This is a genomic window from Erwinia sp., assembly GCF_049696395.1.
Taxonomy (GTDB): Bacteria; Pseudomonadota; Gammaproteobacteria; order Enterobacterales; family Enterobacteriaceae; genus Erwinia.
In genome coordinates this window covers 1-12,180 of sequence record NZ_JBAVTT010000119.1, presented here as the reverse complement: position 1 = coordinate 12,180, position 12,180 = coordinate 1, and the positions used below count along the sequence as shown (strand labels likewise).

At 53.7% G+C, this 12,180-nt stretch carries 12 protein-coding genes; 5 read left to right on the top strand and 7 right to left on the bottom strand.

Annotated features, from left to right (window positions below; all coding sequences use genetic code 11):
- Positions 1-12 precede the first annotated feature (12 nt).
- Positions 13-810 (bottom strand): creatininase family protein, encoded by a 798-nt coding sequence (locus WCC56_RS15210; RefSeq protein WP_424693186.1) that lies wholly within the window; start codon positions 808-810, stop codon positions 13-15.
- A 179-nt stretch (positions 811-989) separates the two neighbouring features.
- Here WCC56_RS15210 and WCC56_RS15205 point away from each other — a divergent pair, with 179 nt between their 5' ends.
- Positions 990-1,859, top strand: coding sequence for a phosphoribulokinase (locus WCC56_RS15205; RefSeq protein ID WP_424693185.1), 870 nt, complete (start codon positions 990-992; stop codon positions 1,857-1,859).
- A gap of 42 nt (positions 1,860-1,901) precedes the next feature.
- On the opposite strand, the gene WCC56_RS15200 is transcribed toward WCC56_RS15205, so the two are convergent.
- Entirely contained in the window at positions 1,902-2,312 is a 411-nt protein-coding gene (locus WCC56_RS15200; protein ID WP_424693184.1) for an OsmC family protein, read from the bottom strand.
- A gap of 307 nt (positions 2,313-2,619) precedes the next feature.
- On the opposite strand from WCC56_RS15200, the gene crp reads away from it, so the two are divergent.
- Together crp and WCC56_RS15190 are read left to right on the top strand one after the other, a co-directional pair.
- Positions 2,620-3,252, top strand: a complete 633-nt coding sequence (gene crp, locus WCC56_RS15195) for a cAMP-activated global transcriptional regulator CRP (RefSeq protein ID WP_005969523.1) — start codon at positions 2,620-2,622, stop codon at positions 3,250-3,252.
- A gap of 55 nt (positions 3,253-3,307) precedes the next feature.
- Positions 3,308-5,386: a YccS/YhfK family putative transporter gene (locus tag WCC56_RS15190; protein ID WP_424693183.1), complete on the top strand. Its 2,079-nt coding sequence runs from the start codon at positions 3,308-3,310 to the stop codon at positions 5,384-5,386.
- Between the two features lie 78 nt (positions 5,387-5,464).
- Here WCC56_RS15190 and argD read toward each other — a convergent pair whose 3' ends face one another.
- From argD to ppiA, 4 genes are all read right to left on the bottom strand, one after another.
- Entirely contained in the window at positions 5,465-6,682 is a 1,218-nt protein-coding gene (argD, locus tag WCC56_RS15185; RefSeq protein WP_424693182.1) for a bifunctional acetylornithine/succinyldiaminopimelate transaminase, read from the bottom strand.
- 81 nt (positions 6,683-6,763) lie between these two features.
- Entirely contained in the window at positions 6,764-7,342 is a 579-nt protein-coding gene (locus WCC56_RS15180; protein WP_424693181.1) for an aminodeoxychorismate synthase component II, read from the bottom strand.
- A gap of 33 nt (positions 7,343-7,375) precedes the next feature.
- On the bottom strand, positions 7,376-7,936 hold the full coding sequence (locus WCC56_RS15175; RefSeq protein WP_424693180.1) for a putative adenosine monophosphate-protein transferase Fic: 561 nt from the start codon (positions 7,934-7,936) through the stop codon (positions 7,376-7,378).
- A 98-nt stretch (positions 7,937-8,034) separates the two neighbouring features.
- On the bottom strand, positions 8,035-8,607 hold the full coding sequence (ppiA, locus tag WCC56_RS15170; RefSeq protein ID WP_424693179.1) for a peptidylprolyl isomerase A: 573 nt from the start codon (positions 8,605-8,607) through the stop codon (positions 8,035-8,037).
- Between the two features lie 274 nt (positions 8,608-8,881).
- Between ppiA and tsgA the strand changes: the two genes are divergently transcribed.
- The gene (gene tsgA, locus WCC56_RS15165) at positions 8,882-10,066 is read left to right on the top strand and encodes an MFS transporter TsgA (protein ID WP_424693178.1); all 1,185 of its coding nucleotides are present in this window, start codon (positions 8,882-8,884) and stop codon (positions 10,064-10,066) included.
- A gap of 81 nt (positions 10,067-10,147) precedes the next feature.
- On the opposite strand, the gene WCC56_RS15160 is transcribed toward tsgA, so the two are convergent.
- Positions 10,148-11,428: a cytosine deaminase gene (locus tag WCC56_RS15160; protein WP_424693177.1), complete on the bottom strand. Its 1,281-nt coding sequence runs from the start codon at positions 11,426-11,428 to the stop codon at positions 10,148-10,150.
- Between the two features lie 249 nt (positions 11,429-11,677).
- On the opposite strand from WCC56_RS15160, the gene WCC56_RS15155 reads away from it, so the two are divergent.
- Positions 11,678-12,180: FAD-dependent oxidoreductase (locus tag WCC56_RS15155; RefSeq protein ID WP_424693176.1), on the top strand; the 503-nt coding region annotated here is incomplete at its 3' end.

The following is a 12,180-nucleotide window of genomic DNA, read 5'->3' as shown; positions in this document are numbered from 1 at the left end:
CACCTCGCGAGATTAACGCTGGAAGGGGGGTTGATACGCCTGCACTTCCTGGATCAGCTTGATCAGGGCTTCTGCGGCGCGGTCGGTTTCAATCCTTCCTCGTTCTGCATCAGCCGCAGCTGCATTGCCGGTGGTGCCAGAAGAGTGCAGATCTTCCGCCATCCAACCAAAGCCGACTCCGCCTTCCGGTGTCAGGATACCGCCCGTTTCGGCCAGCGCTACGGAGGCGGAAACAAAGTTCTCCGCATGCTCCATGTGCACCAAATCAGGATGCAGATGCAGCATTACGCTGGTTTCAGATTCGCCCCCGTGAATACCGTGCTGTAACTCTTCAGCACTGAACAGGTCGGAAGAGTCAATGGTACGGAACCAACTGGCGCCGACCGCAAACATCTCCAGTTCGATGCGCAACTGACGGCAGACGATCTCCATTAATTGCGGCTGTCCACCGTGAGAATTCCAGAAAATCAGTTTACGGATGCCGGCACGCCAGGCGCTTTTCGCCACTTCAAACCAGACCTTACCTAATACATCGTAAGGCAGGGTTAAGGTTCCAGGAAAATTGAGGTGCTCATCAGATTTTCCTACCGGTAGCGCCGGAAGGATCAGCACCGGCAAATTTTCCGGCATGATTTCTACCGCGCGGGCAATAATCCCGGCGTTTATTGCCGCATCCACCCTGACCGGAAGGTGCGGACCATGTTGCTCTACCGCCCCAATCGGCAGCACCGCAATCACTTTATCCATCTCCAGTTCACTGAACTCTCTGGTGGAGAGATCCCACCACCAACGAGACGACGGCATAGTCATCGGACGTATTCTCCTGCTGATTTTTTTGTCAGTCTGCGGGCATTTGTGCGCGAATTGAAGCAGCAAAAATGCGGCACAGCGTTGCTTTTTTGGCATCAGAGGGTGGCAAAGATGACACCCGTGCGCGAAACATGATACCAATGCTGGATCGATGTGACTTTTCTCAGGGAGGTATGCGCATGTCAGCCAAACATCCGGTTATTGCCGTCACCGGCTCCAGCGGAGCGGGAACCACCACCACCAGCCTGGCCTTCAGAAAAATTTTCCAACAGCTTAATCTGCATGCGGCCGAAGTAGAAGGCGACAGTTTCCACCGCTTTACCCGTCCTGAAATGGATATGGCGATCCGCAAAGCGCGTGATATGGGCCGCCACATCAGCTACTTCGGCCCGGAGGCCAATGACTTCGCCCTGCTTGAACAGACCTTTGCTGAATACGGTCGCTCTGGCAGCGGCAAATCCCGTAAATATCTGCACACCTATGATGAGGCGGTGCCGTGGAATCAGGTTCCGGGGACTTTTACCCCGTGGCAACCGCTTCCGGAACCCACCGACGTGCTGTTTTATGAAGGGCTTCATGGCGGCGTCGTGACTCCGCAGAATAATGTCTCGCAGCAGGTTGATTTGCTGGTAGGCGTGGTGCCGATCGTCAATCTGGAGTGGATCCAGAAGCTGGTCCGCGATACCAGTGAACGAGGCCATTCGCGCGAGGCGGTGATGGATTCGGTGGTGCGTTCGATGGAAGATTACATCAACTTTATTACGCCGCAATTCTCACGCACGCACATTAACTTCCAGCGTGTGCCAACGGTGGATACCTCTAACCCGTTCGCGGCGCGCGGTATTCCTTCGCTCGATGAAAGCTTTGTGGTGATCCATTTCCAGGCGCTGGAAGATATCGACTTCCCTTACTTACTGTCGATGTTGCAGGGGTCGTTTATCTCGCACATTAATACGCTGGTGGTACCTGGCGGCAAGATGGGGCTGGCGATGGAGCTTATTATGGGGCCGCTGGTTAAGCGTCTGATCGAAGGCAAAAAGATAGAATAAAGCCCCGAGTCTGCGGGGCTTAGTGCCGAGTCATTGGGTAATTTAAGCCGGTAACTCAATCACTTCATAGCTGTGGGTGATCTCCACCCCTTTGCCCAGCATTAGCGCAACCGAGCAATATTTCTCAGCGGAGAGATCGACCGCCCGGGAAACGGCTTTATCGGTCAGCGCTGCGCCGGTGACGATAAAATGCAGATTGATGTGGGTAAATAAGCGGGGGGCCTCTTCACGCCGTTCGGAGCTCAGCTTTACTTCGCAATCCTTCACCTCGTGGCGGCCCTTCTGCAGGATGGAAACCACATCAATCGCGCTGCATCCTCCCGCCGCCATCAGCACCATCTCCATCGGGCTGGGTGCTTTATCGCCGGCATTTCCGTCCATCAGAACCTGATGCCCGGATGAGGATTCTCCCAAAAACGTTAACCCTTCAACCCACTTGACTCGAGCCTGCATAACAAGTTCCTCTAATTCATTCAGTTATCGCCACATTACGCTTTAGACAGAAAAACGGCAATGCGGCAGTTTTCACACTATGCTGAAGCGAGACAACACAAGACACTCATTGAAAGCTGTGCTACAAACAAAGCTGTAATATTTTCGTCAGTACTCTACAGGCACGACGAAACGAATCACATAACGAGCCAGGCTTTTAACAGAGGCCCGAATAACTTTCCTGATGGGAAACGCTTGACTATTTCAACGCCTGACAGGGAACTCTGCCCCTGTATTTAGGCACGATTACAACAGAGGATAACAGCGAATGGTTCTCGGCAAACCGCAAACAGACCCGACACTTGAATGGTTCCTGTCACATTGCCATATTCATAAGTATCCATCCAAGAGCACGCTGATTCATCAGGGTGAAAAGGCAGAAACCCTCTACTACATCGTCAAAGGTTCAGTAGCGGTGCTTATCAAGGATGAAGAAGGCAAAGAGATGATCCTCTCTTACCTCAATCAGGGCGACTTTATTGGCGAGCTTGGCCTGTTTGAAGAAGGTCAGGAACGCAGCGCATGGGTACGCGCTAAGACAGCCTGTGAAGTGGCTGAAATCTCGTACAAAAAATTCCGTCAGCTGATTCAGGTTAACCCTGACATTCTGATGCGCCTGTCTGCCCAGATGGCGAATCGTCTGCAGGTTACGTCAGAGAAAGTGGGCAATTTAGCTTTCCTCGATGTGACTGGTCGCATCGCGCAGACGTTGCTGAACCTGGCAAAACAACCTGACGCAATGACTCACCCAGATGGGATGCAGATCAAAATCACGCGTCAGGAAATAGGGCAAATTGTTGGCTGTTCACGTGAAACAGTGGGACGTATTTTGAAGATGCTGGAAGATCAAAACCTGATCTCGGCACACGGCAAAACTATCGTTGTCTACGGCACTCGCTAATCGGCTCTGATCCACGGCGCAACGGCTGTTGCGCCTTTTTATTTGGTACGGAGTGATGTGGCGTCGACTGATTTATCATCCGGAGATTAACTACGCATTGCGCCAGACGCTGGTGCTCTGTTTACCCGTCGCCATGGGATGGCTGCTGGGCGATTTGCAAAGAGGGTTGCTGTTCTCCTTAGTCCCTGCCTGTTGCAACCTCGCTGGACTTGATACTCCTCATAAACGCTTTTTCAAACGCCTGATCGTCGGCGGAAGCCTGTTCGCCTTCAGCAGTTTCCTGATCCAGTACCTGGCCGGACACCACGTTCCCCTGCCCGTTATCCTGTTTTCGATGGCGATGCTGCTTGGCGTCACCGGTGAGATCGGCCCTTTGCATGCTCGTCTGCTTCCCGGCTCCTTGATTGCCGCCATCTTCACACTCAGCCTGGCTGGACGAATGCCGGTCTGGGAACCGCCGATACTCTACGTGCTCGGCACCATCTGGTACGGCGTGTTTAACTGGTTCTGGTTCTGGCTGTGGAAAGAGCAGCCGCTGCGGGAAACGTTAAGCCTGCTCTATCGCGAGCTTGCCGATTACTGCGAAGCGAAATACACCCTGCTAACTAAGCTCACCGATCCGGAGAAAGCGCTGCCTCCGCTGCTTGCTCGTCAGCAAAAAGCGGTAGATCTGATCACCACCTGTTATCAGCAGATGCATATGCTGTCAGCCACCAACAACAATCATCATAAACGGCTGACCAGAGCTTTTCAGGTCGCGCTGGATTTGCAGGAGCACATCTCGGTCAGCCTGCATCAACCGGCCGAAGTGCAACAACTGGTCACGCAAAGTCATGCAGAAGCGGTGATCCGCTGGAATGCGCAGACCTTAGCCGCAAGACTGCGCGAGTTGGCCGACGATATTCTCTATCACAAGCTCCCCAGTCGCTTCACCATGGAGAAGCAGCTGCAGGCGCTGGAGAAGATCTCCCGCCAGAACCCTGATAATCCGGTAGGGACGTTCTGCTATTACCATTTCAGCCGTATTGGCCGGGTATTACGCACCCAACGCCCGCTCTATCAGCGGGATTTAATGGCCGACCGACAGCGCCGCCTGCCGCTGATCCCGGCAATCAAAAGCTATCTGTCGCTGAAATCGACTGCCTTTCGAACCGCCGCCCGCTTCGCCGTAATGCTGACTTTTGCCAGCTCGCTGGCGCTGTCCTTTAATCTGCCCAAACCCTACTGGATCCTGATGACGGTGATGTTTGTCAGCCAGAACAGTTACAGCGCTACCCGCGTCAGGATCCAACACAGGGCTTTAGGCACGCTGGCCGGGCTGATTATTGCGGCAGTGACGTTAAGGCTGCAGGCACCGGAATCTGTCGTGCTGCTGGTGATGCTGGCTATTACCCTGGTCAGCTATCTGTTCATTCGCAAGTTCTATGGCTACGCAACGATTGGCTTTACCGTCACCGCGGTGTATACGCTCCAGCTGCTCTCTTTGAATGGCGCAGATTTCCTGCTCCCCCGTTTAATGGATACGCTGATGGGGTGCCTGATCGCCTTCGGCGGCATGGTCTGGCTGTGGCCACAGTGGCAAAGCGGGCTGCTCAGGCAAAATGCGCACGATGCGTTGGAAACCTATCAGGATGCTCTTCGCCTGCTGCTGGGCAACGAACAGGAGTCGGTGAAGCTGGCTTATCAGCGTATCCGCGTGAATCAGGCCCACAATGCGCTTTTTAACTCGCTCAACCAGTCGATGCAGGAGCCAGGGTTTGATCCCAGCTATCTGGCAGACATGAAGCTTTGGGTGACACACAGCCAGTTCATTGTCGAACACATCAACGCCATGACCACGCTGGCGCGTGAACACACCATGCTGACCGCCTCATTGTCCGAGCGCTATCTGCAAGCCTGTGAGGTGGCGCTCCAGCGTTGCCAGCAACGCCTGGAGTATGACGGGCCGAGCTCAGAAACCAACGTGCTGGATACCCAGATGGAGTTGAATCAGGGGCCGGTGACCATTGTGGAGAGGCATCTCAACGGTATTCTGAGGCACCTGAGCGTGATGCACACCATTTCGTCGCTGGCCTGGAGTTCCCGGCCACATCATGGGCGCTGGTTATCACGGCGGTTGAGGAAATCGACTTAAGGAAAGGGTGAAAGTCAGACTGCGGGGATCGGCAAGAAGGCTCAGGGAGCTCAACAACTCAGCTCCCTGGTGTGCCCGTTAAGACAGCACTTTTTCTACGGCTTTGGCGAAGCGCGCCATGCCTTCTTCGATGTCGGTCGGCTCAATCACCAGCGATGGCGCAAAGCGGATCACATCCGTACCGGCATTCAGGATCATCACACCTTCAGCCGCAGCGGCGTTCAGAATATCGCGTGCTTTGCCTGCATGCTGTGGCTTCAGCTCCGCGCCAATCAGCAACCCTTTCCCACGGATGTCGCTGAACAGATCCAGCTTCGCGTCCAGAGCTTTCAGCGCGGTGACAAACAGCTCACGACGCGCTTCAACACCACTCAATACCTCCTCAGTATTGATGATATCCAGCGCGGCTTCCGCAATGGCACAGGCCAGCGGGTTTCCACCGTAAGTGGTGCCGTGTACGCCCGGTGACATACAGGAAGCGATCTCGTTGGTGGTCAGCATGGCACTGACCGGGAAACCGCCGCCCAGCGCTTTTGCGGTGCTCAGGATATCTGGCTTCACACCGTAATGCTCATAGGCGAACAGCTTACCGCTGCGGCCCATGCCGGACTGCACTTCATCCAGCACCAGCAGCGCCTGATGTTCATCACAAAGTTTGCGCAGCCCCTGCATAAATTCAACGGTAGCGGGCATTACGCCCCCTTCGCCCTGAATCGGCTCGACGACGATAGCGCAGGTGTGATCATCAATCACCGCTTTGACTGCGTCCAGGTCGTTGAACGGCACATGCACGATATCGGCTGGTTTCGGGCCAAAGCCGTCGGAGTATTTCGGCTGCCCCCCCACAGAAACGGTAAACAGCGTGCGGCCATGGAAGCCGTTGTGGAAAGCGATGATTTTGCTTTTATACGGTGAATGGCGTGTTGAGGCGTAGTAGCGGGCCAGCTTAAAGGCAGCTTCATTGGCTTCGCCGCCGGAGTTGGCAAAGAACACGCGGTCAGCAAAGGTGGCAGCAATCAGCTTGCTGGCAAGGCGCAGTGCCGGTTCGTTGGTGAACACATTACTGGTGTGCCACAGCGTTTCGCCCTGGGTTTTTAACGCTTCCACCAGCACAGGGTGACAATGTCCTAATGCGGTGACCGCAATCCCACCGGAGAAATCGATGTACTCTTTGCCCTGCTGATCCCAGACACGGCTGCCTTTGCCTTTTACCGGCACAAACTGTGCTGGTGCATAAACAGGCAATATCACTTCATCAAATGTTGCCCGCGTTACCGCTAATTTATCCGCTGCCATTGACTACCTCATCATTTGTAACGTTGCAGGAAAGTGAAATTATAATCACAAAATATGCATAATAAATCACTCAAAGGCAATTTATTTCAGCTGGAGAAAATTGCCGAGCAGGTGATGTCCTTGCTCACTGAGGATACTTTCCGGGTGGAACTGCACGCCCTGGAGCGGAAGGTGACGATGACGGAAGCCCATTATCTCGTCCGCCTTGCCCTCTGCAAGCGTCCAGGCCGTCACGTCAAATTCGTCCGGCAGCGAGCCATTTTCCACAATCAGCGAATGGTAGCGGGTGACGGTAAGCGGATGATTAAGGCCGGCAAACACCCCGCCGTCGTTGTGCTCGATAGCTGAAACTTTCCCGTGCATCACTTCGCGGGCCCGCACCACTCGTGCGCCAAATGCCTGTGCGATGGCCTGATGCCCAAGGCAAACGCCCAGAATCGGCAATTTTCCGGCGAATTCACGGATAGCGGCCAGTGAAACCCCCGCGTCGTCAGGCGTGCAGGGGCCAGGAGAAATGACCAGATGCTCGGGCTGTAAAGCCGCTATCTGCTCTAAGGTAATCTCATCATTTCTGTGAACCTCAACTTCGGCTCCCAACTCGCAAAAATACTGGTAGAGGTTCCAGGTAAACGAGTCGTAGTTATCAATAAGCAGCAGCATGGTGGCTCCGGGCGGGATCAGGACGGCGCTATTCTACGCACTTTCCTGACGTTCGCTTACCACTTTGCCAAAGGCGGCGGTTAACAGGCTCAGATCGCCCTCAAGGCTGGCAAGGTTCGCAGACTGCCAGCTTTCGCGATCGATTTTCTTCCACTGAATATCAAACCCTGCCTGAATGATCACCTGCTCAAACAGCAGACGCTGAGCTCGTCCATTACCGTGCAGGAAGGGATGCAGTACCGTGAATTCGCAGTAATACCAGGCAAGACGTTCGGTCAGCTTTTCCAGAGGCAAATCGGCCAGGCCATGTTCATCCTCAAGCGACTGCATCAATGCATTGCCCTCCTTCTCGATATATTCGAAATGGCAGCAGGGCGTGTCGCCCAATTGAAGATCAACGCAACGCAACTCTCCCGCATCCTCAAGGACGTCCTGAAACAGGGCATGGTGAAGGGCACGCAAATGGGGAAGTCCGGGATGCGCAGGACCTGGGTCCAGCGTTGTGCTGCCTAATTGAAAACTCGCGAGGAAATTCGCTTCAACTCTTTGCTGCCAGAGGGTGTGTTTCTGTTTCTCAGTGACTTTTTTGGACATGCTGCCTCCAAAGACGAGGTGATTGATGCTCAATGCGGCCTGGCGGCCGCGTGCAGATTGCCTGCACTCAGTATAAGCAGCAATCACCCATCGGGAGATTAAGGCAGCACTTTTGCGGAGAGGATCACCACAGGTTTCACTGGAACATTCTGGTAAGGACCGACGTTCTGCGACTGAACCTGGGAGATTTTGTCAGCCACGTCCTGACCTTTCACAATCTTACCAAACACGGCATAGCCAAAGTCACGCTGGCCGTGATCGAGGAAAGCGTTATCCGCCACGTTGAGGAAGAACTGGCTGGTGGCGCTGTCCTTATCCGCAGTACGGGCCATGGAAATGGTGCCACGCTTGTTAAGCAGGCCATTGTCGGCTTCGTTTTTGATCGGCGCATTGGTTGGCTTCTGCTGCATATCAGTCGTGAAGCCGCCACCCTGTACCATAAAACCAGGGATTACGCGGTGGAAAGTGGTGTTGTTGTAAAAGCCGCTGTTGACGTAATCAACGAAGTTTTTCGTCGAGATTGGGGCCTTCTGATTATTCAGCTCCAGCTCAATGTTGCCAGCTGAAGTCGTCAGCATCACATGCGTATCTCCTTTGGCTGCCAAAGCAGAAACGGAGATCGAGGACAGCGCGAGAACGGTAGCAACCGCTGTCAAAGTACGTTTTAACATGAAAGATTCCTTACTAAGGGCTACAGGCAAGAATAACCAATTGATTGTAAAGAGGCGCTTACCCGTGCGCCAGCGTTTTACCTATATTTACGTCGAAAGTCCTGCAGGCAATCGCTTGCGATTGCCAATAAACCGTGAGGATGATCACGTTATTAATGAATATGAAAACAAATGTTTCATTAATTATTTAAGCTGATCACGATTCTCGTTACACTTCCGACGCTTACCGTGGGCGTCCTGCCTCACACTCCCTTTGACTCACAGGTTTCCAATTATGACTAATCGCGATCGCATCGGGCTTACCTGGATCAGCTTCTTCTCTTATGCGCTTACCGGCGCAGTGGTTATTGTGACCGGGATGGTGCTGGAAAATATTGCTGCCTATTTCCAGTTACCCGTCGCCCAGATGAGTAATACCTTTACCTTCCTGAACGCCGGTATCCTGGCTGCGGTGTTTCTGAATGCCTGGCTGATGGAAATTATTCCACTGAAGCGCCAGCTGATCTTTGGGTTTGTGCTGATGGTGCTGGCGGTGCTGGGGCTGATGAACAGTCACAACCTGAGCATCTTCTCCCTGTGTATGTTCGTGCTGGGGGTGGTCAGCGGCATTACCATGTCGATTGGTACCTTCCTGATTACTCATCTCTACGAAGGGCGTCAGCGCGGTTCTCGCCTGCTGTTTACCGACTCCTTCTTTAGCATGGCTGGGACTATTTTCCCGATTATTGCCGCCGCCATCCTCGCCCGCTCGCTGCCGTGGTACTGGGTTTATGCCTGTATCGGCGTGATCTACGTGGCGATCTTTGTGCTGGCACTGTGCTTTGAATTCCCGGTACTCGGTAAGAAAGCGCCTAATCAGCCGCAGGGCGAGAAAGAGAAATGGGGCGTTGGCGTGCTGTTACTCTCCATTGCAGCACTCTGCTATATCCTCGGTCAGCTGGGCTTTATTGGTTGGGTGCCGCTGTATGCGACCAAAACCATGGGCATGGATATCAGCCAGGCCGGCGGGCTGGTAGGTAACTTCTGGACGTCTTACATGATTGGGATGTGGGCCTTCAGCGCCATTCTGCGTTTCTTCGATCCGCAGCGCATTGTCACCGTACTGGCCTTGCTGGCGACAGGACTGATGTACTGGTTCGTGACCTCTACTGACGCTTCCATGCTGAAGTGGATCATGATCAGCCTGGGCTTCTGCTCCAGCGCAATTTACACCACCATCATCACCCTCGGCTCGCTGCAGACCAAAGTCTCTTCGCCTAAACTGGTCAACTTTATCCTGACCTGCGGCACCGTAGGTACCATGCTGACCTTCGTGGTAACCGGGCCGATTGTTGAGAAAGGCGGCGCGCACGCGGCGCTGTTAACAGCAAATGGGCTCTATGCGGTAGTGTTTGTGATGTGTCTGCTGCTGGGCTTTGTCAGCAAGCATAAGCTGCCTGGCCATATGTCAGCGCACTGATTAGCACACAGACAGAAGAAAGGCCGGGAAACCGGCCTTTTTATTGCGTAGACGAAAGTCAGCGTTCTGCGTTTCGCTTCCTTACCGCTTAAAATCCACCTTCTCACTTTCCTGCAAATGAATGGTGGTTTCCGCTGGCTTCGTCTCTGCAATCACCCTTCCCTGACGGATCGAATAGCGCACCGGCACCTGGCGGCGCAGCGCATCAAAGCCATTCTCAGCAGGCAGAATAATCAGGTTAGCGCTATTGCCGGTCTGGATACCGTAATCCTTCAGGTTCATCGTTCTGGCGCTGTTGTGCGTAATCAGGTTGATGCCCGCATCAATCTGGCCGTATCCCATCAGCTGGCAGACGTGCAGCCCCATATGCAGCACTTGCAGCATATTTGCGGTGCCTAACGGATACCAGGGATCGAACACATCGTCATGACCAAAGCAGACGTTGATCTCCGCTTCCAGCATCTCTTTCACCCTGGTGATACCACGGCGTTTAGGGTAAGTGTCAAAACGTCCCTGAAGGTGGATATTTACCAACGGATTGGCCACAAAGTTGATGCCGGACAGCTTGAGTAAGCGAAACAGGCGTGAAGTGTAGGCACCGTTATAGGAGTGCATTGCGGTGGTGTGGCTTGCCGTAACGCGCTCGCCCATTTTCTCGCGAAGTGCCAGCGCGGCGACCGTTTCGACAAAACGAGATTGCTCATCATCGATTTCATCACAATGCACATCCACCATTCGCTGGTATTTCTGCGCCAGCTCGAAGGTTTTATGCAACGACTCAACGCCATATTCACGGGTGAATTCAAAATGCGGGATCGCCCCAACCACATCCGCACCAAGTTTCAGCGCCTCTTCCAGCAAAGCCTCGCCGTTTGGATAGGACAGAATACCCTCTTGCGGGAATGCCACCAGCTGAATATCTACCCACGGCGCCATCTCTGCCTTCACTTCCAGCATCGCTTTCAGCGCCGTCAGCGTAGGGTCGGACACATCCACATGGGTGCGCACATGCTGGATGCCGTTGGCGATCTGCCACTTTAGCGTCTGTTTAGCCCGCTGCTTCACATCTTCATGGCTCAGCAGTGCCTTACGTTCAGCCCAGCGCTGAATGCCCTCGAACAGCGTTCCAGACTCATTCCATGCCGGTTCGCCCGCAGTCTGCGTGGTATCAAGGTGAATATGCGGCTCGATAAACGGCGGAAAAGCGAGGCCACCTTCTGCATCCAATGTCTCCCCTGTAGGTGAAGTCTGAGCCTGAGGGGAAATTTGGGCGATCTTGCCGTCCTGGATCTCAATTTGCCAAAGGCCTTCCCGCAAGGGCAAACGAACATGAGTAATCCATTTCAAATTAACAGCTTGCATACCAGCTCCTGAGGGTCAGTGATCTCTTCTTTAACCATAACATTGTTTGCGCAGGCTGCACGGCAGATTGTCAGGCCGGGACCGATCCGATGCAGTCAAACGCCTGCAAATTCCAATACTTACTAAAAAATACTACGAAATCAGCCATCTACCTATAAAGGAGTATTTAAAAAGTGGCTTGATGTACATCAATAAGCCAGCAAGTGGGCGCGCTATTGTAGCGGCAATAAATTGCATTGTGAGGCAAATATGAGCACCCGACTCGTCATTATTGGCAACGGCATGGTGGGCCACCGGTTAATTGAAGAACTGGTAGAAAAAGCAGCGCCCGGCCAGTTTGCCATCACCGTCTTTTGCGAAGAACCCCGCGTAGCCTACGACCGCGTACACCTTTCTGCTTACTTTTCTCACCATACCGCTGAAGAGTTATCGCTGGTGCGCAACGATCTCTACCTGAAAAACCACGTCGAAGTGCTGATTGGCGAACGCGCCATCACGCTGAACCGTCAGGAAAAGGTTATCCACTCCAGCAGCGGCCGCGCCGTCCATTACGACAAGCTGGTGATCGCTACCGGCTCCTATCCCTGGATCCCGCCCATTAAAGGCGCGGAAGGCCAGGACTGCTTCGTTTACCGCACCATTGAAGATCTCAATGCCATTGAAGCCTGCGCGCGTCGCAGCAAACGCGGCGCTGTTGTCGGGGGCGGATTACTGGGCCTTGAAGCAGCAGGCGCGTTAAAAAATCTGGGCAT

Coding starts and splice junctions, on each gene's coding strand:
- WCC56_RS15200 (WP_424693184.1), bottom strand. CDS start 2,312: ATGCAGGCTCGAGTCAAGTGGGTTGAAGGGTTAACGTTTTTGGGAGAA.
- ppiA (WP_424693179.1), bottom strand. CDS start 8,607: ATGTTAAAACGTACTTTGACAGCGGTTGCTACCGTTCTCGCGCTGTCC.
- WCC56_RS15205 (WP_424693185.1), top strand. CDS start 990: ATGTCAGCCAAACATCCGGTTATTGCCGTCACCGGCTCCAGCGGAGCG.
- WCC56_RS15180 (WP_424693181.1), bottom strand. CDS start 7,342: ATGCTGCTGCTTATTGATAACTACGACTCGTTTACCTGGAACCTCTAC.
- tsgA (WP_424693178.1), top strand. CDS start 8,882: ATGACTAATCGCGATCGCATCGGGCTTACCTGGATCAGCTTCTTCTCT.
- WCC56_RS15190 (WP_424693183.1), top strand. CDS start 3,308: ATGTGGCGTCGACTGATTTATCATCCGGAGATTAACTACGCATTGCGC.
- WCC56_RS15210 (WP_424693186.1), bottom strand. CDS start 810: ATGACTATGCCGTCGTCTCGTTGGTGGTGGGATCTCTCCACCAGAGAG.
- WCC56_RS15175 (WP_424693180.1), bottom strand. CDS start 7,936: ATGTCCAAAAAAGTCACTGAGAAACAGAAACACACCCTCTGGCAGCAA.
- WCC56_RS15160 (WP_424693177.1), bottom strand. CDS start 11,428: ATGCAAGCTGTTAATTTGAAATGGATTACTCATGTTCGTTTGCCCTTG.
- argD (WP_424693182.1), bottom strand. CDS start 6,682: ATGGCAGCGGATAAATTAGCGGTAACGCGGGCAACATTTGATGAAGTG.
- crp (WP_005969523.1), top strand. CDS start 2,620: ATGGTTCTCGGCAAACCGCAAACAGACCCGACACTTGAATGGTTCCTG.